This is a genomic window from Enterobacter sp. MGH120, from assembly GCF_001037725.1.
Classification (GTDB): domain Bacteria; phylum Pseudomonadota; class Gammaproteobacteria; order Enterobacterales; family Enterobacteriaceae; genus Enterobacter; species Enterobacter hormaechei_C.
This window is the reverse complement of record NZ_KQ089940.1, coordinates 2,185,880-2,211,731: the sequence shown is the minus strand read 5'-3', so window position 1 is coordinate 2,211,731 and position 25,852 is coordinate 2,185,880. Positions and strand designations below refer to the sequence as shown.

Annotated in this window: 18 protein-coding genes; 13 read left to right on the top strand and 5 right to left on the bottom strand. The window is 58.3% G+C overall.

The window, feature by feature from the left end:
• Positions 1-10 precede the first annotated feature (10 nt).
• Together SK54_RS10345 and dcuR are read left to right on the top strand one after the other, a co-directional pair.
• Complete coding sequence (locus SK54_RS10345) at positions 11-1,627, top strand: sensor histidine kinase (RefSeq protein ID WP_023294962.1); 1,617 nt, start codon at positions 11-13, stop codon at positions 1,625-1,627.
• Positions 1,624-2,343 (top strand): two-component system response regulator DcuR, encoded by a 720-nt coding sequence (gene dcuR / locus SK54_RS10340; protein ID WP_003859556.1) that lies wholly within the window; start codon positions 1,624-1,626, stop codon positions 2,341-2,343. Before SK54_RS10345 ends, dcuR begins: the two co-directional genes overlap by 4 nt.
• Here the strand turns inward: dcuR and SK54_RS10335 are convergent.
• Both SK54_RS10335 and SK54_RS10330 read right to left on the bottom strand, forming a co-directional pair.
• Entirely contained in the window at positions 2,324-3,286 is a 963-nt protein-coding gene (locus SK54_RS10335) for an FAD:protein FMN transferase (RefSeq protein WP_017383329.1), read from the bottom strand. The two genes, dcuR and SK54_RS10335, sit on opposite strands and share 20 nt — an antisense overlap.
• A gap of 58 nt (positions 3,287-3,344) precedes the next feature.
• Complete coding sequence (locus tag SK54_RS10330) at positions 3,345-6,125, bottom strand: flavocytochrome c (protein WP_048247131.1); 2,781 nt, start codon at positions 6,123-6,125, stop codon at positions 3,345-3,347.
• A gap of 608 nt (positions 6,126-6,733) precedes the next feature.
• Between SK54_RS10330 and SK54_RS10325 the strand changes: the two genes are divergently transcribed.
• A complete protein-coding gene (locus SK54_RS10325) occupies positions 6,734-8,242 on the top strand; it encodes an anion permease (protein WP_017383327.1) in 1,509 nt (502 codons plus the stop codon).
• A 55-nt stretch (positions 8,243-8,297) separates the two neighbouring features.
• Positions 8,298-9,947 (top strand): class I fumarate hydratase FumA, encoded by a 1,650-nt coding sequence (gene fumA / locus SK54_RS10320; RefSeq protein ID WP_032648818.1) that lies wholly within the window; start codon positions 8,298-8,300, stop codon positions 9,945-9,947.
• Here the strand turns inward: fumA and SK54_RS10315 are convergent.
• Positions 9,936-10,841, bottom strand: coding sequence for a LysR family transcriptional regulator (locus SK54_RS10315; protein WP_017693131.1), 906 nt, complete (start codon positions 10,839-10,841; stop codon positions 9,936-9,938). The genes fumA and SK54_RS10315 overlap by 12 nt on opposite strands.
• 95 nt (positions 10,842-10,936) lie before the next feature.
• Between SK54_RS10315 and SK54_RS10310 the strand changes: the two genes are divergently transcribed.
• From SK54_RS10310 to SK54_RS10300, 3 genes are all read left to right on the top strand, one after another.
• Positions 10,937-12,232, top strand: coding sequence for a serine hydrolase domain-containing protein (locus SK54_RS10310; RefSeq protein WP_032654133.1), 1,296 nt, complete (start codon positions 10,937-10,939; stop codon positions 12,230-12,232).
• Positions 12,233-12,492: 260 nt separating this feature from the next.
• Positions 12,493-13,794: an MFS transporter gene (locus SK54_RS10305; RefSeq protein WP_047056225.1), complete on the top strand. Its 1,302-nt coding sequence runs from the start codon at positions 12,493-12,495 to the stop codon at positions 13,792-13,794.
• 6 nt (positions 13,795-13,800) lie between these two features.
• On the top strand, positions 13,801-14,589 hold the full coding sequence (locus SK54_RS10300) for a substrate-binding domain-containing protein (RefSeq protein WP_047728038.1): 789 nt from the start codon (positions 13,801-13,803) through the stop codon (positions 14,587-14,589).
• Here the strand turns inward: SK54_RS10300 and SK54_RS10295 are convergent.
• A complete protein-coding gene (locus tag SK54_RS10295; protein ID WP_047728037.1) occupies positions 14,561-15,463 on the bottom strand; it encodes an L-proline-binding transcription factor PsrA in 903 nt (300 codons plus the stop codon). The two genes, SK54_RS10300 and SK54_RS10295, sit on opposite strands and share 29 nt — an antisense overlap.
• A 266-nt stretch (positions 15,464-15,729) precedes the next feature.
• Between SK54_RS10295 and mtfA the strand changes: the two genes are divergently transcribed.
• Entirely contained in the window at positions 15,730-16,527 is a 798-nt protein-coding gene (gene mtfA / locus SK54_RS10290) for a DgsA anti-repressor MtfA (RefSeq protein ID WP_003859539.1), read from the top strand.
• On the opposite strand, the gene SK54_RS10285 is transcribed toward mtfA, so the two are convergent.
• Entirely contained in the window at positions 16,524-17,732 is a 1,209-nt protein-coding gene (locus SK54_RS10285) for an MFS transporter (protein ID WP_047728036.1), read from the bottom strand. The two genes, mtfA and SK54_RS10285, sit on opposite strands and share 4 nt — an antisense overlap.
• 138 nt (positions 17,733-17,870) lie before the next feature.
• On the opposite strand from SK54_RS10285, the gene SK54_RS10280 reads away from it, so the two are divergent.
• The 5 genes from SK54_RS10280 to SK54_RS10260 are packed head-to-tail and all read left to right on the top strand — an operon-like array spanning position 17,871 to position 25,837.
• Complete coding sequence (locus tag SK54_RS10280) at positions 17,871-19,613, top strand: IucA/IucC family protein (protein WP_047728034.1); 1,743 nt, start codon at positions 17,871-17,873, stop codon at positions 19,611-19,613.
• Positions 19,613-20,560, top strand: a complete 948-nt coding sequence (locus SK54_RS10275) for a GNAT family N-acetyltransferase (protein ID WP_047728033.1) — start codon at positions 19,613-19,615, stop codon at positions 20,558-20,560. The genes SK54_RS10280 and SK54_RS10275 overlap by 1 nt, the downstream gene beginning before the upstream one ends.
• The gene (gene iucC / locus SK54_RS10270; protein WP_048219835.1) at positions 20,557-22,299 is read left to right on the top strand and encodes an IucA/IucC family protein; all 1,743 of its coding nucleotides are present in this window, start codon (positions 20,557-20,559) and stop codon (positions 22,297-22,299) included. The genes SK54_RS10275 and iucC overlap by 4 nt, the downstream gene beginning before the upstream one ends.
• Positions 22,296-23,621, top strand: coding sequence for a lysine N(6)-hydroxylase/L-ornithine N(5)-oxygenase family protein (locus SK54_RS10265; protein WP_048247129.1), 1,326 nt, complete (start codon positions 22,296-22,298; stop codon positions 23,619-23,621). Before iucC ends, SK54_RS10265 begins: the two co-directional genes overlap by 4 nt.
• Positions 23,622-23,647: 26 nt before the next feature.
• Positions 23,648-25,837: a TonB-dependent siderophore receptor gene (locus SK54_RS10260; protein ID WP_032654151.1), complete on the top strand. Its 2,190-nt coding sequence runs from the start codon at positions 23,648-23,650 to the stop codon at positions 25,835-25,837.
• The last annotated feature ends 15 nt before the right edge of the window (positions 25,838-25,852 follow it).

Below are 25,852 nucleotides of genomic sequence, written 5' to 3'. Positions count from 1 at the left end.
CGGAGTGTTAATGAGCGATTTGCAGCCCTTCCCCCCGACGCGCAAGCGCCCTATGAAGCTGAATACGCTGGTTACGCTGATGGTGTGCGCGATTATCGGCTCGGTGCTGCTGGTGGTCTTCGCGCTGTACTCTGTGCAGATCACCCGCGCCACGCGTGATGACGTGAAAGATACCGCGCTGGGTATCGCCAGGACGCTGGCCGACAGCCCGGAGATCAAGCGTGGCCTGATGGAATCGCCGCAGGCTGGCATCATCCAGCCGATTGCCGAGGCGGTGACGAAGCGCAACGACCTGCTGTTTACCGTGGTCACCGACCTGCGTGGGATCCGCTATTCCCATCCAAACGAAGCGCTGTTAGGTTTGCATTTTATTGGCGACGATCTGACGCCCGCCCTGGAAGGGAAAGAGAATGTCTCCGTTAACCGCGGCGCGCTCGCGGAAGCGCTGCGCGTCTTTACGCCAGTGTATGACGACCAGCACGACCAGATCGGCGTGGTGGTGGTGGGTATTTCGCTGAATAAAGTTGAAGATCAGATTGCCCGCGGGCGGCTCAACGCCGTGTGGACCATCTTATTCAGCGTTCTGATGAGCTCAGTGGCGATATGGGGTCTGGTCCGGGTTCTGAAACGTATCCTCTTTGGGCTGGAGCCTTACGAAATCTCAGCCCTCTTTGAGCAGCGCCAGGCCATGTTGCAGTCCCTGCGCGAAGGCGTGATGGCCGTGGATATGCACGGGCGCGTGACGATGATTAACCACACCGCCAGAGAAATATTACTCCTGACCTCGGGCCAGCACTCCGAAAGCAGCAGTGAACCGCTTCTGGCCAGCCTGCGCGAAGTATCCAGGACCGGCATTGCCCGTCAGGATCAGGAGATCGGCTGTAACGGGCGGCTGCTGCTGTGCAACATGGTCCCCGTGAAAAGCCAGAATCAGGTGATCGGGGCGATCAGCACGTTCCGCGATAAGACCGAAATCAGCCAGTTAATGCAGCGTATCGATGGCATGGTCAGCTACGTTGATGCCCTGCGCGCTCATACGCACGAGTTTATGAACAAGCTGCACGTGATCCTCGGCCTGCTGCACATGAAGCGCTACGATAAGCTGGAGGAGTACATCATCCAGACCGCGCAAAATTATCAGACGGATATCGGCGCAATACAGCGCAAAGTTAAATCGCCGGTCATCGCGGGCTTCCTGCTGGGTAAAATTAACCGCGCTAAAGAGGCCGGAGTGACCCTGACGCTGGCGGAGGAGAGTCAGCTTCCCGACACCGCCAATGAAGAGCAGGTTGCGGTGCTGATCACCGTGCTGGGCAATTTAATCGAAAATGCCCTGGATGCGATGGAAGGCCAGCCGGAAGGCGAGATCGGCCTGCTGCTGCATTATCAGAACGGCTGGCTGAGCGGTGAGGTCAGCGATGACGGTCCCGGCATTGATCCCGAGCGGCTGGAGGCTATTTTTACAAAAGGCTACTCAACAAAAGGTGAAAACCGCGGCGTTGGGCTGTTCCTTGCTCGTCAGCAGATCCAGAATCTGGGCGGAGATATTACCGTCGAGTCGGAGCCTGGCGTATTTACCCAATTTTTTGTTCAGATCCCCTGGGATAGCGAGAGGAATATCGCGTGATAAATGTGTTAATTGTCGATGATGACGCCATGGTAGCCGACCTCAACCGTCTGTATGTTAACCGCGTTGAGGGTTTTAGCTGCTGCGGCGTCGCTTCCACGCTCAACCAGGCCGAGGCGTTGATCGCCAACCCAGGCCAGCCGATCGATCTGGTGCTGCTGGATGTCTATATGCAGCAGGATAACGGGCTGGATCTGCTGCCCATCATCCGCGCATCGGGCCGCCCGATTGACGTCATCATGATCTCGTCGGCCTCCGACGCCGCAACGATCCAGACCTCAATGCACTATGGCGTGGTGGATTACCTGATTAAACCGTTCCAGTTCCCGCGTTTTGAAGAGGCGCTGAACGGCTGGAAGGCAAAGCGCAGCCTGATGGGATCGCATCAGTATTATGAACAGGCCGACGTCGACAGGCTGATCCACGGCGGCGCGCCGGAGCTGGCCGACAGCAAAAAATTACCGAAAGGCCTAACGCCGCAGACGCTGCGCACCATTTGCCAGTGGATCGACAGCCATCCGGAGATAGAATTTTCCACCGACGATCTGGCGAATGCGGTCAACATTTCCCGCGTCTCCTGCCGCAAATACCTGATCTGGCTGGCGCAAATTAATATCCTGTTCACCAGCATTCACTACGGCGCTACCGGCCGGCCGGTATATCGCTACCGTTTGCAGCCGGAACAGGTCGGCCTACTCAAACAGTACTGCCAGTAATTCGGTAGCTGTCGTCCAGAAGGGTAAAACGGAAGTGGTGCATCGAGGAGATCACCACTTCTTTTGTTTTGGTGACAAAGATGGCTTCAATATCGGGGCGCGAACGCAGCGCGGCGCAGCCCTTTTCCACGCCCATGCCGTAGATCAGCGTGGTCCAGATATCGCCGTCGAGGGAGTCTGGCGAAATAATCGTCACGCTGTCCAGTTCGTTATCCAGCGGGTAGCCGGTGCGTGGGTCAAGTATGTGGTGATAACGTTTGCCGTTCAGCTCGAAGTAGCGCTCATAGGTGCCTGACGTCACCACCGACCGGTTTTCGACCGTCATGGCACCAATCAGCGCGTCACCGGCGAACGGTTTTTTCAGGCCGACGCGCCAGCCGCCCTCCGGCGAGCCTAACGTCTGGACGTTGCCGCCAAGGTTGATCAGCCCAAGTTCAACGCCCTCTTTATGCAGGTAATCCCGTACCCTGTCGGCGATATAGCCTTTAGCAATGGCCCCCAGATCGATCTCCATTCCCTGGCGAGTAAGGAACACGCTGCTGTTGGCTTCATCCAGCACCACGTCCGCAGGATGCGTGATGCCCAGCAAGGCGGCGATCTCGTCCGCGGGCGGTACAGCGTCCCCCTTAAAGCCAATTTTCCAGCGCTTCACCAGCGGGCCGATCGCCAGGTTAAAGGCGCTGTCTTTAAGCAGGCTGGCCGCTTTCGCGCAGCGGATCAGCTCGAACACCGGGCGACTGACGGCAACCGGATGCTGACCGGCCGCATGGTTGATGTCCATTACCTGAGAGTGCGCTCGGTTAACGGTGAGCAGATCTTCGTACTGTTTGATCAGGCGAAACACGCGAGAGGCAAGCGCTTCGTCATGGGAAAAGAGTTTCAGGAGGATGGGCGATCCCATCAGAACGGCGGAGTAGCTGTAAACGCGATGGCTATCAGGCATTTCATGAGTCCTCAGATGTAGCCCCGGCAGGCACCGCGCCGCCGGGGAAACAGGAGCCTTACCGTGTTTTCGAACGCATAGCCGCCTGATGTCCTGCAAGCGTACCAAAAATAATGATATCTGCCACCGCGTTACCGCCGATGCGGTTACCGCCATGGATGCCCCCGACAACCTCACCCGCAGCAAACGCTCCCGGCAATACGTTGTGGTTGCTGTCCAGCACGCAGGTTTCTGTGTTAATGGTCACGCCGCCCATGGTGTGGTGAACGCCCGGTGCAATCTGAATGGCGTAGAACGGCCCTTCGTTGATTGGCGCACGCAGCGCGGTGGTGCGACCGAAATCATCGTCGTGCTGTTTCTCCACAAAGCCGTTGTAACGTTCCAGTGTTGCCAGGAACTGGTGGTGATCCATCCCCAGCTCTTCCGCCAGGGCTTTTGGCGAGCTGGCGCTGGTAACAAACCCTTTTGCGATGTACTCATCCGCGGCTTTGTTTTTGGCGCGAACATGCTCGTCAAAGACGATGTAAGCGTATTTCTCCGGCAGCGCGATGATCTGCGCCGAGACTTTGTCGCGGGTCGACATTTCGTTATAGAAGCGGTTGCCCTGCTGGTTTACCAGAATCGCCCCGCCGCCGCGGATGGATTCGGAAATCAGATACGACGTTTTCTGCTCAACGGTTGGGTGGATCTGAATTTCGCCCATATCCACGGTGCCCGCACCGATACGCTCCAGCAGCGCGATGCCGCCCCCGGTCGCCCCTTTGTGGTTGGTGGTAACGAACCCTGCCAGATCCGGACGGTATTTCACCACCATCTGGCTGTTGGCGCTGAAGCCGCCCGTTGCCACAATCACGCTTTTGGTTGCCACGGTGAGGGTTTCGTTCTCTTCGGTGGTCAGACGCACACCGGTCACTTCGCCGTTCTCGAAGATGATGTCGCTCACGGAGGTATCCAGCATCACCTCGATGTTACGCTTGTTGACGTTACGCACCAGGCCGCTGATCAGATACCCGCCCACTGCGGAACCGTCTTTCGGACGGTGCGTACGGTCGATGCTCATCCCGCCGGTGGTGGTAATGTCGTTCAGCATAATGCCGCGCGTGGCCAGCCATTCGATAGCCTGCGGCGCGTTCTCGACAAAGCGACGCAGCAGTTCAGGGTCGTTCTTGTTGCCACCGCCTTTCAGACTTTCCTGGTAGAACAGCTCTTTGCTGTCCTGAATACCTTTCACGCGCTGGAAGCGGGTCTCCGCCGCGTTCATCCCGGCCGAGGCTTTAATGGTGTTCCCGCCGATGGTGGGCATTTTCTCGACGATCAGCACGCTCGCGCCTTCGTCATGCGCCTGAATCGCCGCCGCCAGACCGGCGCCGCCGCTGCCGACCACCACCACATCCACGCTTTTAGTCTCATTCGGGTCAGCGCCCTCTTCCGCCGCCAGCGCTTTGCTGGATTTCAGCATCGCCTTCGAGACCGCTTTTTTCACCGCCTCGCTCTGGCTGGTCGCGCCCGTAATCGCGTCCACGTGCGGGGTGTTGGCATCCAGAATACGGGTACGGATCTCTTCGAAGCTGGTGACAAACTCGACGTCTTCACTCGGGCCGGAGGCCAGTTCGATATCGGCGATGCGGTCGGTTTCGAGGCTGACGTTAATCACCAGCTCGTTAGCATCGTCCTGCACTTTTTCAATAAAGGTGCCCGGTTTGAATTTAGATTCGCCCATGCTCATGTCGCGGATCATCGCTTCCACCAGCGAGAAGCGCCACAGCGGTTCCGGGATGCTCAGTTCTTCGCGTCGGGTACTGTCCATAAACAGCTCCAGGCTTTCGCCCGCCGCGATGCGATCGGTCCAGTCCGGATAGGCGATGGTGGCGCGGCCAACGGCAATCAGGTCGTAACCGTGATCCAGCGCTTCATTCACATCCGTGGCATTCACCACGCCGCCAACGCCCATCACCGGTACCTGCGCCAGCGTGTCAGAGCGCATGGCGCAGTATTTTTCGATAAGTGGCGTCGGGTCCTGAGTATCGACGATAGAAGGACGCAGGGCGGCGCCAAGGGAGAAGTGGAGATAATCTACCCCGCGCGCGGCCAGTTTTTCCAGCAGATACAGGGTGTCTTCGAAGCGAATGCCCGGGACTTCAAGCTCTTCCGGAGAGAAACGGTAGCCAATGATAAACGCGTCGTCCGCGTACTGGCGCACCATCTTGTGGGTAATGTCCAGCACCGCCAGCGGGAATTTCGCGCGGTTTTCGCGGCTGCCGCCCCACTCGTCGTCGCGCTGGTTAGAGTTCGGGGAGAAGAACTGCTGGATCAGATAGGTATTCGCCCCGTGGATTTCGACGCCGTCGAACCCGGCCTGAATTGCGCGGCGCACGGCTTCGCCGAACTTGCCGATCATGCCTTCTACCTCTTCCGCGGTCAGGGCAACCGGCGTGGCGGCACCGTCACGCGGCGCGGCAACGGCGCTTGGGCCAACCGGCGTGCGGCCCCCAATCAGTTTTGGGTCGACCATGCGGCCGCCGTGGTAGATTTGCAGCAGGGCTTTGGAGCCTTTTGACTTAATGGCGTCAGCGATTTTTGCCAGCCCGGCGATTTTCTCGTCGTTATCAATACCAATTGCGCCCGGGAACGCCAGGCCGAGATCGTCAACAAAACAGCACTCAACGATGATGGTGCCGATGCTGCCCGCGCGGGCGCGGTAGTACTCCACCAGCTCGCTGGTCACGGTGCCATCGTAATAACCGGTACAGGTTGTCATCGGGGCCATTAACAAACGGTTTTTCAGTTCAGTACCATTCGGTAATGTGAAGGGGCTTAAAATACGTTCGTTAGTGCTCATAATAGAAACTCCAAACTTTAAAAATTAAGAATTCGTTATCGGGATGATTTTTTATTTCGTGTTTTTTGCCGATGTCATGATAGTAATATAAAGCTTTTTTAAGTTTCTAAAGTCATTACGTTAGTTAATAAACTATTTAATCCCTTCGATAACATTAATAACACATTGGTGTTAGCAGGAATGTTTCACTCGTTCACAAGAATTTAAAAAAAGTTAAATTATAAAAGGTCAAACCAATACACCAAATCTAGCAAAAAACCCTATAAAACAATGATAAACAAAAACACCAGAATTTAAATGTTATAGTTTTGATACATAAAATGCGTAAAATTAGCGAATAACCACACTACTCAGAGTGGTTATTATAAAAAATATAAAAATAGCCATTCAGTTCCGTTTTTTTGATCGCGATCAATAGTTATGGCATTCAAAAGAGCAATATAAAAACATCATCATTTTTTATTTAGCGCAAACCAAAATGCGTTAAATCGCTATTAGTGAAAACACAAATCCGCACCTTAAATAACTAAAAAAAGCAAAAAGGATATTTCAATCGAATTTGTGTTTTCGCCGGGCGACGAATTTTTGACAACTTAAGACGTGAAACTATGAATACAAAAACTGCTGTAACGCCTCCTGCGGCGAATCTGGCATCAAATGGAACAGCAAAACGACTGCTGATGATGGCTTTGCCCGTCATTGTTGCCGTCCTGCTGTTGTTTGTCCCCGTTCCGGAAGGGCTGCCGCCTTATGCGTGGCACTACTTCGCCATCTTTGTCGGCGTCATCGTCGGCTTAATTTTCGAACCGCTGCCGGGCGCCGTGATCGGTCTTACCGGCGTCGTGGCGATTGCGCTGTGCAGCCAGTGGGTACTCTTTAGCCCGGAACAGCTGGCTGACCCAAAATTCAAGCTGGCGGGCGCCTCCTTTAAATGGGCGGTCAGCGGGTTTGGTAACTCCACCGTCTGGCTGATTTTCGGTGCCTTTATGTTCGCCGCAGGCTACGACAAAACCCGCTTCGGCCGCCGTCTGGCGCTGATTCTGGTGAAGTACCTGGGCCGTCGCAGCCTGACGCTCGGTTACGCCATTACGTTTGCGGACCTGCTGCTGGCCCCGTTCACTCCGTCCAACACCGCGCGCAGCGGCGGGACCATCTACCCGATCATCGCCAACCTGCCGCCGCTGTACGGTTCAAAACCCAATGACCCAAGCGCGCGCAAAATTGGTTCGTATCTGATGTGGGTAGCCATCACCGCGGCCTGTATCACCAGCTCGATGTTCCTTTCCGCTCTGGCACCTAACCTGCTGGCGCTGGCGCTGGTAAAAAGCACGGTTGGAATTGATATCTCCTGGGGGACCTGGTTCCTCGCCTTCCTGCCGCTGGGCATCCTGCTGATCCTGACCATGCCGCTGCTGGCCTACTGGTTCTACCCGCCGGAAGTAAAAGTGAATAACGAAGTACCGCTGTGGGCGACCCGTGAACTGGAAAAACTGGGCAAACTGTCGCGCAATGAGATCCTGCTGCTGGTGTTCGTGTGCTGTGCGCTGCTGATGTGGATCTTCGCCGCGGCGTGGATTGAACCGGCCATGGCTGCCCTGCTGATCGTTGGCCTGATGCTGTGGACCGGCGTGCTGGAGTGGAACGATATCACCGGTAACAAAGCCGCGTGGAATACCTTCGTCTGGTTCGCCACCCTGGTGGCGCTGGCGGATGGCCTCTCCTCCACCGGTTTTATCAGCTGGCTGGGTAAAGAAGGCGGCCTGCTGATGAGCGGTATTTCTCCGGGTGTCGCCACCATCGTGCTGCTGCTGGCGTTCTACCTGCTGCACTACCTGTTCGCCAGCACCACCGCGCACACCACGGCGCTGCTGCCTGCGATGCTGACCATCGCCTCCACCATTCCGGGCATGAATATGGAAGTGTTCGTTCTGCTGATGGTGACCTCGCTGGGCGTGATGGGGATCATCACCCCCTACGGTACGGGTCCAAGCCCGATTTACTACGGTAGCGGCTACCTGCCAACCAAAGACTACTGGCGCCTCGGCACCATCTTCGGCGCCATCTTCCTGGCAGCTCTGCTGCTGATTGGCTACCCGTGGATGTCCATGATGTTCTGATTCCTGACCGCCGGGCTAACCCTCCGGCGGTTTTATTTTTATGGAGCAATACGCTATGTCGAACAAACCCTTTTTCTACCAGAACCCCTTCCCCCTCGCGCATGACGACACCGAATATTATCTGCTGACCAAAGAGCACGTTTCCGTTGCCGAGTTCGACGGTCAGGAAGTGCTGAAAGTCGAGCCAGAGGCGTTGACCCTGCTGGCACAGCAGGCCTTCCACGACGCGGCATTTATGCTGCGCACCTCTCACCAGAAGCAGGTTGCGGCTATTCTGAGCGACCCGGAAGCCAGCGAGAACGATAAGTACGTTGCCCTGCAATTCCTGCGCAACTCCGAGATTGCGGCGAAAGGCGTGCTGCCCACCTGTCAGGATACCGGTACGGCAATCATTATGGGTAAGAAAGGCCAGCGCGTCTGGACCGGCGGCGGAGACGAAGCGGCGCTGAGTCAGGGCGTGTATAACACCTATATTGAAGACAACCTGCGCTACTCGCAGAATGCGGCGCTGGATATGTATAAAGAGGTGAACACCGGCACCAACCTGCCCGCGCAGATCGACCTCTACAGCGTTGATGGTGACGAGTATAAATTCCTGTGCATGGCGAAAGGCGGCGGTTCCGCCAACAAAACTTATCTGTATCAGGAAACTAAAGCGCTGATCACCCCGGCGAAGCTGAAAAATTATCTGGTTGAGAAGATGCGAACTCTGGGTACCGCGGCCTGCCCGCCTTACCATATCGCCTTCGTTATCGGCGGCACCTCAGCGGAAGCCACGCTGAAAACCGTCAAGCTCGCCTCTGCGCGCTACTACGATGGCCTGCCAACCGAAGGCAACGCGCACGGCCAGGCGTTCCGCGACGTCCAGCTTGAGCAGGAACTGCTTCAGGAAGCGCAAAACCTCGGCCTTGGCGCGCAGTTCGGCGGGAAATACTTCGCGCACGATATTCGCGTGATCCGTCTGCCGCGCCACGGTGCCTCCTGCCCAATCGGCATGGGCGTCTCCTGCTCCGCTGACCGCAACATCAAGGCGAAGATTAACCGCGAGGGGATCTGGATTGAGAAGCTGGAGCACAATCCGGGCCAGTATATTCCTGAATCCCTGCGCCAGCAGGGAGAAGGCGACGTGGTAAGCATTGATCTGAACAAGCCGATGCCCGACATTCTGGCGCAGCTTTCCTCGCACCCGGTATCCACCCGCCTGTCGCTGAGCGGCACCATCATCGTGGCGCGCGATATCGCCCACGCGAAGCTGAAAGAGCTGCTCGACAACGGGGAAGAACTGCCGCAGTACGTTAAAGATCACCCGATTTACTACGCAGGCCCGGCGAAAACGCCAGAAGGTTACGCGTCTGGCTCCTTAGGCCCAACCACCGCCGGGCGTATGGACTCCTACGTAGACTTACTGCAATCCCACGGTGCGAGCATGATCATGCTGGCCAAAGGTAACCGCAGCCAGCAGGTCACCGACGCCTGCCATAAGCACGGCGGCTTCTACCTCGGCAGCATCGGCGGCCCGGCGGCGGTGCTGGCGCAAAACAGCATCAAGAGCCTGGAGTGCGTGGCGTATCCTGAACTGGGAATGGAAGCCATCTGGAAAATTGAAGTGGAGAACTTCCCGGCGTTTATCCTGGTGGATGACAAAGGCAACGACTTCTTCCAGCAGATCCAGAATAAACAGTGCAAAGGGTGCTCACAGCGCTGAGCGTTTCCATAACGCCGGAAGCAGCGACAGCGTATCGTTGATCAACCCGCGCTTGTCGCTGCCCGGCTTCCAGATAGTGACCATCGTCTGGCTTATCCCCTGGCTGCCCACTTCGGTGGGCAGCCTTTTTACATTTTTCCACTGCGTTGCCTGAAGATGGGTCGGTAAAAACCCCCAGCCGCAGCCCTGCTCCAGCAGGCCGCGCAGCATCTCCAGTTCGTTAGTGAAAAGCGTGTGCCCTGAAATTTGCAGGCGACGGGCAACCGGCTCGTCTGACGCGGGATGCATAATCACCTGTGGCACCAGAGAGAGATTGAGCAGCGACACCGGCGACGCAACCTCCGCAAAAAGCGCCGTTGCGGCGTAAAAATCCATTTCGATCGCCCCCAGCGCCCGCCACTCCATCTCATTGCCCACGCTGCGGTTGCGCGCCTGGCAGATCCCCAGATCGGCCTGACCGTTTGCCAGCATCGCTTCCGCCTCATCGCGCGATGCGCTGGTCAGGCTCAGGCGGATCTTTTTCGTCGCCAGTGTGGCAATCAGCGCCTGTAAAAAAGCTCTGGGGGTGAACGGATCGTAAGCGAGGGCGATGTCCTGCGTCGCGCTGTCCGGTACCGATCTGGCAAACGCCTCAAACGCTTTGACCTGGCGCATCAGCAGGTGCGCCTGCCGCTGAAGCTGCTCCCCCTCCGGCGTCAGGCGCAGGCTGCGCCCCTCCCGCAGGAACAGAGCATAGCCCAGCCCATCCTCAAGGAAATCGATCAGATCCCGCAGGGTAGTACGATCTTTGCCGAGTTTACTGGCCGCCTTCATCAGGCTGCCGTGTTCAGCGACGGCAGTGAACGCCTCAAGCTGGGCAAAGGAATAGATCAGTGATGCCACGCCATTCTCCACGCAATTTTTACGGGGGATTTTCCCCCATAACGCGTTTTTTATTATAGGCCGCAGGTTCTTAAACTGAAGTCCTTCCTGAGCCAAACGAGATAAATATGAAAATCAAAACAAACCGCACGCTGCTCGCGGCGCTGGTTGTCAGCAGCCTGCTCTCGCCCGCCGTTATGGCGGCCTGCAACGGTACCGACCTCACCACCTGTCCGGCGCCTTTCGATGCCAGACTCCCGGACGCGCATACCATGCTCACCTGGAGCCAGGCCGATCGCGTGGTGGGCTTTCGCAATGACTACCGCAACTACGCAGGGGATGTGTTCCGCCACGGCAACGCTACGCCGCTGCTGCCCGCAGAAAAACCGCTCACCGATGCCCGCTATCAGGTGAAGGGTAAGAGTTACACTCTTCAGGATTACCTGAAACGCCAGAACGTCAGCGGCATGCTGGTGCTGAAAAACGGCAAAGTGGCCTATAAATACCTGGGTGAAGGCAATACCGACTCAACGCTCTGGACGTCGCGTTCCGTGGGCAAATCGGTGGTCTCCGCGCTGGTGGGTGCTGCAATTAAAGAAGGGAAAATCCACTCCCTGGACGACCTTGTCACCCAATACGAACCTGACTTAAAAGGCACCGCCTGGGAGGGCGTAACGCTAAAACAGCTCATCACCCACACCTCTGGCGTGGCGTGGAACGAAGATTACACCAACCCGCAATCTGACTTCGCCCGGCTTACCGAATGCGAAGCGAAGCCGGGCACCTACAACTGCGTGCGCACCCTGGTGAAGGGGTTACACCGTGAACACCCGGCGGGCGAAAACTGGTCCTATTCCTCGGGTGGCGCCTGGCTGCTAGGCGATGTGCTTGAGCGCGCCACCGGCATGACGCTCGCGGCGTATCTGGAGAAGACCATCTGGCAGCCGTACGGCATGGCGAGCGACGGCGTGTGGCATGCCTACAGCAAAGGCCAGCACGACGTGGGTGCGCATGGGTTCAACGCCACGCTGGAAGACTGGGGGCGTTTCGGGGAGTTTATCCTGCATAACGGTACGCTGCCGGACGGGAAGCAGATCCTCCCCGAGGGCTGGGTGAAACAGTCCTCAGCCTGGACACAGGCCAAAGGATCGGTGTCCGACGCGCATCCGAAGGGGTTATACGGCTACCAGTGGTGGAACAACGAAGTACCAGCCACCGCCACACACGTGGAGCCGAAAGTCGAAAATTCGCTGAAGGATTCCCTGTGGGCGCTGGGTATTTTTGGTCAGATGATCATGGTTAATCAGAAAGAAAATCTGGTTATCGTCCAGTGGTCCACCTGGCCGCAGGCAGAGCCGTCATTCAGCGCCCAGCCGCTGGAAGCGTCGCTGATGTTTAGCGCGATTGCGAACGCGCTGCGCTAATAATCCCGAGCCAGGCCCCGCCTGGCTTCTCATCTGCGCGATGTCACAAAACTGATATATCAGCAACTTAGCGAAATCGAGTAAATAAAAGATCACCGAAATGTTAAGTTATTGTTGAATATGTAAATACTGGTCAACGCTTTGTCATTAATGCACCACACGCATCGGTTCATGCGCTATTTGCGCTTATTAATTTCCACTTCCTGATCCAGTTTTCAGAAACAGACGAGCATAACGTCACTATAAAACTGGAGATAATCATGGTTTCCTCAACCTCACCTGCAACGCTTCGTGCCAAAGCGGGCGCGATTTTCCGCGTCACGTCGGGCAACTTTCTTGAGCAATTCGACTTCTTTCTGTTCGGCTTTTATGCCACCTACATCGCCCATACTTTTTTTCCGGCAAGCAGTGAATTTGCGTCCCTGATGATGACCTTCGCCGTCTTTGGCGCGGGCTTCCTGATGCGTCCGATCGGGGCCATTGTGCTGGGGGCTTACATTGATAAAGTGGGTCGCCGTAAAGGGCTGATCGTCACCCTGTCAATTATGGCCGCCGGAACCTTCCTGATCGTGCTGATCCCTTCTTACCAGAGCATTGGCCTGTGGGCGCCGCTGCTGGTGCTGACCGGCCGCCTGTTGCAGGGTTTTTCGGCAGGCGCCGAGCTGGGCGGGGTTTCGGTTTATCTGGCGGAGATCGCCACGCCGGGCCGCAAGGGTTTCTACACCAGCTGGCAGTCGGGTAGCCAGCAGGTCGCCATTATGATCGCGGCGGCGATGGGCTTCGCCCTGAATGTGGTGCTGCAAGAGAGTGCCATTCGCGAATGGGGATGGCGTATTCCGTTCCTGTTTGGCTGTCTGATTGTGCCGTTTATCTTTTTCCTGCGCCGCAAGCTCGAAGAGACCGAGGAATTCAGCGCCCGTCGCCACCATCTGGCAATGCGTCAGGTCTTCACAACGCTGCTCGCCAACTGGCCGGTAGTCGTCGCGGGCATGCTGATGGTGGCGATGACCACCACCGCGTTTTACCTGATCACCGTTTACGCGCCGACCTTCGGTAAAAAAGTCCTGATGCTCAGCGCGTCGGACAGTCTTCTGGTCACGCTGCTGGTGGCGGTGTCCAACTTCATCTGGCTTCCGGTGGGCGGCGCGCTGTCGGATCGCTTCGGGCGTAAACCGGTGCTGATCGCCATGACGCTGCTGGCGCTGGCGACCAGCTATCCGGCGCTGACGATGCTTGCCGCAGCCCCGAGCTTCTCCATGATGCTGACCGTGCTGCTGTGGCTCTCTTTCCTCTACGGCCTGTATAACGGCGCGATGATCCCGGCCCTGACGGAGATCATGCCAGCAGAGGTGCGCGTGGCGGGCTTCTCACTGGCTTACAGCCTGGCAACGGCGGTCTTTGGCGGTTTCACGCCGGTGATTTCGACTGCCTTAATTGAGTACACCGGCGACAAAGCCTCTCCGGGCTACTGGATGAGCTTTGCCGCCGTTTGCGCCCTGCTGGCAACGCTTTATCTCTATCGTCGTCGCACGTTAATCCTGCAAACTGCCGTTAAGGAGTGATCCCTCATGCTTACATTCAGAATGGTGATTGCCGCCCTGACCTTCGCCACCCTCAGCGCGGGCGCGCTTGCGCAGGATGTGACGGTGATGATTTCTGGCGGCTTCAAAGCGGCGCTGGAGAAGCTGACGCCGCAGTACGAAGCGCAAAGCGGCGACAGGCTCATTGTGATCTCCGGCCCGTCGATGGGCAAAACGCCGCAGGCCATTCCGGCCCGGCTCGCCCGGGGCGAAAAAGCGGACGTGGTGATTATGGTGGGCGATGCGCTGGCGAAACTGGAACAGGATCGCAGGACGGTGGCGGGCTCCCGCGTGGAGCTGGCGGATTCGCCCGTCGGGATGGTCGTCAAAGCGGGCGCGCCGGTGCCGGATATCAGTACGGTGCCTGCCCTGCGGCAAACGCTGCTGAAGGCGCATTCCATAGCTTATTCCGACAGCGCCAGCGGCCGGTATGTAGAGAGTCAGCTGTTCCGTAAGCTGGGCATCGACGGCCAGGTTCACGATAAAGCGCACCGGGTTGAGCGCATCCCGGTGGCGTCTGAAGTGGCAAAAGGGAAATACGATCTCGGCTTTCAGCAGGTGAGCGAGCTTCTGCCGGTCCCGGGGGTGACGTTTGTGGGTAAGTTGCCTGACGACATGCAGTACATTACCCGTTTCGCCGGAGCCGTAACGCAGAAGGCTGACCATCCCGAACAGGGAAAAGCGCTGCTGGCCTTTCTCTCTTCGCCACAGGCCGCCAGCGTCATTACGGCAACGGGCTTAACGCCCGTCAGTGCACCTCGCGATACTGCTCGGTAATCAGCGTTTCGAGTTCGGCAGCAATATAGGACTGGATCCGCCCGCGGCGGCGGATCAGCCCCACGGTTCGCCTGACCCCAGGCTCGGTTAAAGGTACCGACGTCAGCAGCGAATGCTCTGCGCGGGGCATTGACATGGCGGGAACGGCCGCAATGCCGATCCCGGCTTCAACCATCCCCAGCATGGTCGTCACGTGCCGCGTTTCGCAGATGCTGGGGCGCTCAGGCCGAATATGCCCGACCCGCTGGTCGAGAAGATTGCGGTTGCCGGAGGTCTTATCCAGACCGATATAATCCTGCTGATAAAAAGCCTGCCACGTCAGGCTTTTTCTTTTTGCAAGCGGGCTGTCGCGCCGGCAGGCAGCCACGTAGACATCCTCCACCAGCGGGACAAACTCGATGTCGGGCTGCAAACTCCGGGCAAAGCAGATACCAAAATCCGCCTGTCCGCGGGTGACGGCCTCGATAACATTTCCGGCGCTGCTGTCGATCAGTTTTATGCGCACGCGGGGGTAACGGGACTGAAAGCGGCGGATAACATCCGGCATAAAGTAACAGGCGGCGGACGGCACCGTCGCCACGGTGATTAGCCCCGTACGCTCCTCGCTGGCCTTATCGATATCCGAAAGCATGGACTCCACATCAGCAAGCAGCTGTCCGCATCGGTCGGCAAAGGTCTGTCCATACAGGGTCAGCGTGACGCGCCGGGTGGTTCTGTCGAACAGTTTTGTCCCCAGTGCCGCCTCGAGCTTTTCAATTCTGCGACTCAACGCCGACTGGGAAAGGCAGATAGACTCCGCCGCAAGACGGAAATTGCCATATTCCAGTAAAGCGCGGAAGGCATAGAGATCGTTGAGGTCAAAATTGACGGGCATACTGACGGGATCCTTAAGCACGGTAGGGTAAGAAGAGATTTATCATAGTCGTGCACGACATACTTCACAAAATGAAGGGGATACCCCTAAAGCGCTATCAACCTGACGGCACATAGTGATAGTTTATGCGGGCTGGATTCCTCTTAAACAGGCTGCCAGTCTGCATGCAGCCGAAGAGGAGTGTCATACTGCTTAACAGAGTATGTTGGCATGCTAACAGCCCCTGACCTTTCCATTTTGTTCACGTGCGAGTAACGAGCAAAGCGATGATTAAGTGGCCCTGGAAAACGAACGACGCTGGTCGAAATATGGCGCTGCCCTGGGATGAGGCTCTGGCGATCCCCGTGCTGGCGAATCTCTTGCCTGAAGAGCAATCAAAGCTGATTCAGCTGGCCGAGCGTTTTTTACAGCAAAAACGGCTGGTACCGCTACAGGGCTTCGAACTGGATCCGCTTAAAAATTCCCGCATCGCCCTGCTCTTCTGCTTGCCGGTGCTGGAGCTGGGTATCGAATGGCTGGATGGCTTCCACGAAGTGCTGATCTACCCGGCGCCGTTTATCGTCGATGATGAGTGGGAGGATGACATCGGGCTGGTGCACAACCAGCGTATGGTGCAGTCCGGGCAAAGCTGGCAGCAAGGGCCAATCATCCTCAACTGGCTGGATATTCAGGACTCGTTCGATGCCTCGGGCTTCAACCTGATCATTCACGAAGTGGCGCATAAGCTGGATACCCGCAACGGCGATCGCGCCAGCGGCGTGCCGCTGATCCCGCTGCGTGAAGTCGCGGGATGGGAGCACGACCTGCACGCGGCGATGGAAAACATTCAGGATGAGATAGACCTGGTGGGTGAAAGCGCGGCCAGCATTGATGCCTATGCCGCGACCGATCCCGCCGAGTGTTTTGCGGTACTGTCCGAGTATTTCTTTAGCGCACCTGAGCTTTTCGCTCCGCGCTTCCCGGCGCTGTGGCAGCGTTTTTGCCAGTTTTATCAGCAGGATCCGCTCCAGCGTCTGCGGCAAAGTGAGGACGCAGCCAGCACATCCTCTCATCCGTTCCACTAATGTTCAGCAGAGGTACGATCGGTCGATCGTACCCACACGCTCACCGCGAGAAACAGCAGCGCCATTCCCCATGCGGCAGTAATCAAAAACTGCTCACCGTAAAAGCGCGTCACCACGGGTACCAGCAGCGCGCTGGCCCCGTACCCCAGCGTATGGCTGGTGGCGATCACCCCTGCGCCTTTGCCCGTCGTCAGCCGATCGTTGAGCAAAAGCTGGTATCCCGGCGTTGCCATGGCGGCCCCCAGCGAAGTGATGACAATTCCCACGTAGAACAGGGCTAAACTGGCGAGACACATCAGCCCAAGACCCGCCACCATCAAGACCGCGGCAATTAAGAGTAAAACTCTCGGGGTAAAATGCTGCGGGCGTACCACCAGAAACTGCGCCGCCAGGGTCGCCAGCGCGGCCAGGCTCAGCAGCAGCGCGACATGATGGCTGATTTGCACGGCATCGCCATTAAATAACGGGTGAAGATGCGGCGATAAACCAAGCTGCATCAGGCTGACCAGCGCCGCCAGCAGCAGTGCCAGCACCAGGAAAGGCAGCATGGAGGCCTGTAACCGCGTCGACTGGTGCGCCACTGGCGGCAGCGGGGGATCGGCGGCTTCGCGCAGCACCAGCAGCAGCGCGATAAACGGCGCCAGCGCCATCAGCCAGAGCGGTGCGACCGGGCTGACGCTGAGCATCAGCGCGGCCAGGGGCGGTCCCAGCAGACGCCCGCAGCTAAGGCCAGAGCTTATCGTCGCCAGCGCCGCCATCCTTTTATCCAGCCCCGCGCGTTGAATGGCCCACGTCTGGGCCGCAGGCACCAGCCCTGATACCGTCAGGCCGTACAGCATGCGCGACAGCACCAGGCCTGCCATTCCCCAGAGAGCATTCAGCGCGCCGTTCGCCATCGCCCACACCACCAGCGCCATCACGACAAAGCTCGCCAGATAGCCTCCCAGCGAGGCCAGCATAACGATCTTACAGCCGTGCCGCTCGCTCTGGCGTCCCCACCAGGGCGATGCGGGTAAAAAGAGCATCGAGCCGAACATCAGCAGCCCGGCCCAGACGGAGAGCGACAGTCCGGTCAGGGAGACCAGCTGCGGCAGCATAACCAGCAAACCGTTTTGCCCAATACCTAATAAACCGGCGCCCAGTGCCAGGGGCCAGTTAGTTTTAGGGGTCACAACGTCAGTGAGATTCTCAGTACGGGTGCGCATAAAATTGTGAAGATAATGTCAATAAATGTGTGGAAATTATGAAGTTTATGAAAACAAATATTGCAAAAATAGTTGCCACTGTAAACAGAATGAATATCATAACGAGAATTATTATCAGTCATGGAATGAGGTACAACTATGCGTACTCTGCCCCGCTCCGCCGGTACAGATGTTGCGGCCCAGTGTTTTTTGAACGCGCTGCTGCGCGAAACGAAGGACTGGCATTATCTTCCCGCAACCCGTGCGGATGAGTTATCACAGATTCATATCCCGCTCTCCCCAACCCAGGCCATTCGGGTTCCGGTACGCTATTTCTCCCCCACGCAGCATCACCAGTATCGTTTTCCGGCAACGCTGATTCAGGCCGACAGCGACGGCGGTGACACGGTCACATTTCATCAACTGATTGATTTCATTCTTCAAAAAGAGACGGTAAAAGGCGAGCTGGATGCCGATACGCTGGCTCGCTTTAAGCAGCGCGTCCTGGAAAGCCATACGCACACCTGGCAGGCCATTGATTTACGCCACAACTGGGCAAACCTGCGCGATAAGCCGCTGACGTTTGCCGAAGCGGAACAGGCGCTGCTGGTCGGCCATGCTTTTCATCCTGCCCCAAAGTCGCACGAGCCGTTCAACGAGGCCGAGGCGCGTCGCTATCTGCCGGATTTCGCCTCCCGCTTCCCGCTGCGCTGGTTTGCGGTTGAGCATGAGCTGATTACCGGCGACAGCCTGAATGTCTCCCTGCGGGAACGTCTGCTGCGCTTTGCAGCGCAGAGCGCGCCGGCCCTTCTCGGTCACTTCACCGACACCTGCTGGCTGCTGCCGATGCACCCGTGGCAGGCCGACTATCTGCTGGAGCAGGACTGGTGCCAGCGTCTGGTAGAAAAAGGCGCCCTGCGCGATCTGGGCGAAGCCGGTGCGCAATGGCTGCCCACCAGCTCTTCCCGCTCGCTGTACAGCGAAACCAACAGCGACATGATTAAGTTTTCCCTGAGCGTGCGGCTGACCAACTCCGTGCGCACGCTGTCGGTGAAAGAGGTTAAGCGCGGCATGCGCCTGGCACGGCTGGCGAAAACGGCACGCTGGCAGGAACTCCAGGCGCGCTACCCGACCATGCGCGTGATGCAGGAGGATGGCTGGGCGGGGCTGCGCGATGAGCACGGCGTCATTCAGGAAGAGAGCCTGATGGCCCTGCGCGTCAACCTGCTGTTCGATACCCCTGAAACGCAAACCAACGTGCTGGTGAGCCTGACCCAGGCCGCGCCGGACGGCGGCGACAGCCTGCTCGCCGCGGCGGTGCGTCGTCTGAGCCAGCGTCTGGATCTCCCGCTCGCCCAGGCCGCGCGCTGCTGGCTGGACGCTTACTGCGACCGGGTATTGCTTCCGCTGTTCAGCGCCGAGGCGGACTACGGTCTGGTCCTGCTGGCGCACCAGCAAAATATCCTCGTTGAGATGCAGCAGGATTTCCCCGTTGGGCTGATCTACCGCGACTGCCAGGGCAGCGCCTGGACCGAAGGGGCCGACGCGTGGCTGAAAGAGGCAGGTGAAACCGAGGTGGAAAACCGCTTCGGTGAGAGCCAGCTGCTGCGCTACTTCCCTTATTACCTGCTGCTGAACTCTACCCTTGCCGTCACCGCCGCGCTCGCCGCCGCCGGTTTCGACAGCGAAGAGAACCTGATGTCCCGCGTGCGTGACGCGCTGGCCGAACTGCGCACCACGGCGAAGCAGACCCGCTGCCTCGATTACGTGCTCGACAGCCCGACCTGGAACTGCAAAGGCAACTTCTTCTGCTACCTGCACGATCGCAACGAAAACACCATCGTCGATCCGGCGGTGATCTATTTCGACTTTAGCAACCCGTTTTATAAGGAGAAGGCGTGATGGCAAACGCGAATATCGTCCATTCCGGCTACGGCTTTCGCTGCACGGTCACGGAACAAAACCTGCCGCTGACGCTGGGTCTCGACGGCAGCGCGGTGCTGGAGCGGCTGACCGGGCTCCCGGACGGCTGGCTGGTGGACGCCCTCGACCAGCTGTTTGTTGCCGCGCCCGCCCTGACCGGCATTACCCTGCCGTGGGCAGCCTGGCAGGATGAACCTCAGGCGCAGGCACTGTTTAGCCTCGTTCACGGGGATTATCTGGCGCGTGAAAACTTCTGGCAGCTGCCGCTGTGGCTGAAAGGCGAACGTCCGCAGGCGAGCGGCGGAATGCAGTTTGACGAAAGCCGTCAGCTGTACTTCCCGCTGCGCCCTCGCCGCCCGCAGGGTGAGGTGTATCGCCGTTACGATCCGCAAATTAAACGCACCCTGAGCTTCCGCGTGGCCGATGTGGCCCAGGACGGCGAGCGCTTTACCCGCTGGATGAATAACCCGCGCGTGAACGCTTTCTGGGAGATGGCGGGACCGCAGGCCGAGCAGGAGAACTACCTGCGTCGCCAGCTCGACTCGACCTATTGTTACCCGGTGATCGGCTGCTTTGACGATCAGCCGTTCGGCTATTTTGAACTCTACTGGGCGGCAGAAGATCGCATTGGCCGCCACTACCGCTGGCAGCCGTTTGACCGCGGGCTGCACATGCTGGTGGGTGAAGAAAACTGGCGCGGCGCGCAATACATCCGCAGCTGGCTGCGCGGCCTGAGCCACTATCTGTATCTCGATGAACCGCGCACCACGCGCATTGTCGCCGAGCCGCGCTTCGACAACCAGCGTCTGTTCCGCCATCTGGCGTCCGCCGGTTTCGACACGGTGAAAGAGTTCGACTTCCCGCACAAACGCTCCCGTCTGATCATGAGCGAGCGTCATCACTTCTTCCACGAGGTGGAACTGTGAACGCACTCTGGCAGAAAGTGAACCGCGAGATGGTGGCGAAGATCCTCGCCGAACTGGAATATGAACGCACCCTGCGCGCCGAGCCGGTTTCGGCGGACAACTGGCGCATCAGTATAGGCAACGCGTGCTGGCAGTTTCGCGCCACGCGTGGGATATGGGGCTGGCTGCATATTGACCCTGATACCCTGACCACCACCAGCGGCGCGGCGGTCGAAGCGGAAAACGCGCTGCTGCAACTGGCCACCGTGCTGGAGATGAGCGACGCGCAAACGGCGGAGCACATGGAAGATCTCTACGCCACGCTGCGGGGTGACATGCAGCTGTTGCAGGCGCGTGAAACGCTGGATGCCGATGCGCTGATCCACCTCGACCCGGACGAACTACAGTGCCTGATGCGCGGTCACCCGAAGTTTATTTTCAACAAGGGACGCCGCGGCTGGGGGCTGGATGCCCTGCGCCTGTACGCGCCGGAATATCGCGGGCGTTTCCGCCTGCACTGGGTCGCCGTGCAGCGCGAGCGTCTGGTCTGGAGCAGCGACGCCGATTGCGATATTAACGCCCTGCTCTCCAGCGCCATGGACGATGCCGAGCGCGAGCGGTTCGACGCCCGCTGGCAGGAGCTGGATCTGGACGACAGCTGGCTGCCGGTGCCGCTGCACCCGTGGCAGTGGCAGCAAAAAATTGCCATTCATTTCCTGGCGCAGCTCGCGCGCGGTGAGATGGTAGAGCTGGGTGAGTTCGGCGATGAGTATCTGGCGCAGCAGTCCCTGCGCACGCTGACCAACGCCAGCCGTCGCGCGCCGTATGACATCAAGCTGCCGCTGACTATCTACAACACCTCCTGCTATCGCGGTATTCCGGGCAAGTATATCGCCGCCGGTCCGCTGGCCTCGCGCTGGCTACAGCAGCAGTTCGCCAGCGATGCCACGCTGATTCACTCCGGGGCGCAGGTGCTTGGCGAACCCGCAGCCGGATATCTGTCGCATCCGGGTTATGCCGCATTGCCTGAGGCGCCGTACCGCTATCAGGAGATGCTGGGGGTGATCTGGCGCGAGAACCCATCCTGCTATTTACAGGATGGCGAACAGGCGGTGCTGATGGCGGCGCTGATGGAAACCGATAACCAGGGGCGCCCGCTGATTGACGCGTGGATAAAACGCTCGGGGTTAACCGCTGACGCATGGCTGGAAAAGCTGTTTGAGGCGACGGTGATCCCCTTCTACCACCTGCTCTGCCGCTACGGGGTGGCGCTCATCGCCCACGGCCAGAACGTCACGCTGGTGATGAAAGATTACGTTCCGCAGCGCATTTTGCTGAAGGATTTCCAGGGCGACATGCGCCTGGTGGATGAAGATTTCCCGCAGATGCAGAGCCTGCCGGAGCAGGTAAAAGCGGTGACGGCGCGCCTCAGCGCGGATTACATCATCCACGACCTGCAAACCGGCAACTTTGTCACGGTACTGCGCTTTATATCCCGCCTCACCCTGCAATGCGGCGTGAGCGAAACCCGCTTCTATCAGATCCTGGCGCTGGTGTTACGTCGCTATATGGCCGCCCATCCGGATCTTGCGGCGCGCTTCGCCAAATTCGACCTGTTTAAGCCGCAGATTATTCGCGTGATCCTCAACCCGGTCAAACTGACCTTCTCTGAACACGACGGCGGCAGCCGCATGCTGCCGAACTACGTCTGCGATCTTGATAACCCTCTTTTTCTGGTCTCCCAGGAGTCAGCGCAATGAAAACCTATGATTTCATCGGCATTGGTATCGGTCCGTTCAACCTCAGTATTGCCGCGCTGGCAGAGGGGCTGGACGGTTTTAGCTCGCTGTTTCTTGAACGCAAGCCGCACTTCTCCTGGCACCCGGGGATGATGGTGCCGGACTGCCATATGCAGACCAGCTTCCTGAAGGATCTGGTCAGCGCCGTGGAGCCTACCAACCGCCACAGCTTTCTGAACTATCTGGTACAGCGCAAAAAGTTCTACCGTTTCCTCACCACCGAGCAGCGCACCGTGTCGCGCGAGGAGTTTGCCGACTACCTGTGCTGGGCGGCGGATAACCTCACTAACCTGGCCTTCAGCCAGCAGGTACAGCAGGTCAGCTTTGATGAGCAAAACGGCCTGTTTGAGGTCGTGACCCAGCGGGATCGCTTCCTGGCGCGCCACGTCTGCGTGGGGATTGGGAAGCAGATCAATCTCCCAGACTGCGTCACCGCGCAGGACGACACCTGCTTCCACGCCAGCGAAATGATGCTGCGCACGCCGGATTTAGCGGGCAAGCGCGTCACCGTCGTCGGCGGCGGCCAGAGCGGTGCGGATCTGTTTTTAAATATCTTCCGTGGGGAATGGGGGCAGCCGCTGAGCCTCAACTGGGTGTCGCGCCGCAACAACTACAACGCGCTGGATGAAGCCGCGTTTGCTAACGAGTATTTCACGCCGGAGTACGTGGACAGCTTCTCGACCTTTGGTGACGACGCCCGACGTCAGATGTTGCAGGAGCAGAAGATGACCTCCGACGGGATCACCACGGAGTCGCTGCTGGCCATCTATCGCGCCATGTATCACCGCTTCGAAGTGCTGCGCGAAAAACCCTGGGCGCATCTGATGCCGTCCCGCTCGGTGACGGCGCTGACGCGCCAGGAAACCGGACATCGCCTCAGCATCCAGCATCACCTGGACGGCGGGCGCGAACAGCTGGAGAGCGACGTGGTGATTTTCGCCACCGGCTACCGCGCCGTGCAGCCCGCGTTTCTCGCCCCGCTCTCTTCCCGACTGCGTCTGGATGAGAATGAAGCCTTCTGCATCAACAACGATTTCACCCTTGAATGGGACGGCCCGCAGAGCAACCGCCTGTTTGCCGTCAATGCCGGGATGCACCGTCTCGGTATTGCCGAACCCCAGCTCAGCCTGATGGCCTGGCGCGCGGCGCGAATTTTGAATCGCGCTCACGATGACGAGCCGTTTGAGCTGGCAACCACCCCCGGCGTGATCCACTGGCGGAGCACCACCAGCCCGGAGAGCAGCCAGGTTTTTAAAACATTAATGAAGACCACCGAGTACTGACACACACATTCAGGATCAACATAACAATGAAACGTTCTCATCTTTGGGTTTTAAATCCGTGCTTGCTTGCCATGCTTTCTACCTCTGCGTGGGCGGAAGAACAAAAGGAAGAAGATATTGTGGTCTCCGCCAGCCGGGCACATCGCAGCGTGGCAGAGATGGCGCAAACCACCTGGGTTATTGAGCGGGCGGAAATTGAGCAGCAGGTTCAGGGCGGGAAAGAGATTAAAGACGTGCTGGCCCAGCTGATCCCCGGCATGGACGTCAGCAGCCAGGGACGTACCAACTACGGCATGAACCTGCGCGGTCGCTCCATGATGGTGATGGTGGACGGCGTACGTCTGAACTCTTCCCGCAGCGACAGCCGCCAGCTCGACTCTATCGATCCGTTCAACATTGACCGCATCGAAGTGATCTCCGGCGCCACCTCGCTGTACGGCGGCGGCAGTACCGGCGGTCTGGTGAACATCGTCACCAAAAAAGGCCAGCCGGAGACCGAAGTGGAATTCCAGACCGGGGCAAAAAGCGGGTTTAACAGCCATAACGACCATGATGAGAACGTCTCCGCAGCCGTGAGCGGCGGCAATGACAACGCCTCTGGCCGTCTGTCGGTCTCCTATCAGCGCTACGGCGGCTGGTATGACGGCAACGGCGACGAGGTGATTATCGATAACACCCAGACCGGCTTGCAGTATTCCGACCGTATCGACGTGATGGGGACAGGCACCATCAACATCGACGATCATCAGCAGCTCCAGTTAACCACGCAGTACTACAAGAGCGAATCCGACGGCAAGCACGGCCTGTTCCTTGGGGAGAATTTCGCTGCGGTCACGGGCGATGCCAAAGCCTATAATAAAGATAACCTGAACTCTGACCGTATCCCGGGCACAGAGCGTCACCTGATCAACCTGCAATACTCGAACACCGATTTCTGGGGTCAGGATCTGGTTGCGCAGATTTACTACCGTGACGAGAGCCTGACCTACTACCCGTTCCCGACGCTGAGCAAAGGCGCGGTGACCAGCATTGGCGCGTCCCAGCAGAAAACCGATTTTTACGGCGGCAAGCTGACGCTAAACAGCAAGCCGATGGACGACCTGACCCTCACCTGGGGTGTGGATGCCGACCACGAAACATTCGATGCCAACCAGCAGTTCTTTGACTTGAGCAAAGCGGCGGCGAGCGGCGGCATGGAGCTGGACAATGCCTACAACGTGGGCCGTTATCCGGGTTACAGCATTACCAACCTCGCGCCGTTCCTGCAAGCCAGCTATGACATTGACGCCATCACCCTGAGCGGCGGCGTGCGTTACCAGTACACCGAAAACAAGGTGGACGATTTTGTCGGCTACGCCCAGCAGCAGGCAATCGCCACGGGCAAAGCGACCTCCGCTGACGCGGTGCCGGGCGGGAAAACCGACTACAACAACTTCCTGTTTAACGCCGGGATCCTTGGACGTCTTACCGAACAGCAGCAGCTGTGGTTTAACTTCTCCCAGGGCTTCGAGATCCCGGACCTGGCGAAGTACTACGGCTCCGGCACCTATCAGCTGGTCGATGGTCACTATCGCCTGCAAAACAGCGTCAACGTGAACGACTCAACGCTGGACGGTATTAAGGTCAATGCCTACGAGCTGGGCTGGCGCTTCACCGGCGATAACCTGCGTACCCAGGTGGCGGCGTACTACTCGCTCTCGGATAAAACCATCACCATCAACAAGAGCGACATGACCATCAACCTGGAGGACGACAAACGTCGTATCTACGGGGTTGAAGGCCAGGTGGACTATTTCTTCACCGACAGCGACTGGAGCACCGGGGCGAACTTTAACGCCATCAAGTCCGAAACGCGTGAAAACGGGAAATGGGAGAAGCTGACGGTCGACAGCGCCAGCCCGTCTAAAGCCAGCGCATGGGTTAACTGGGCGCCGGGCGACTGGGCCCTGCGCGTGCAGAGCACACAAACCTTCGACGTGTCTGACGCCGACGGTAAGAAGATTGATGGCTATAATACCGTTGATTTCCTGGGCAGCTACGCCCTGCCGGTGGGCAAAGTCAGCTTCAGCGTGGAAAACCTGCTGGACAAAGACTACACCACCGCCTGGGGCCAGCGCGCACCGGGGCTGTATAGCCCAACCTATGGCTCACCGGGTCTTTATACTTATAAAGGCCGTGGACGTACGTTTGGCCTGAACTACTCCGTTCTGTTCTGATCCTGCGCGCCGCCT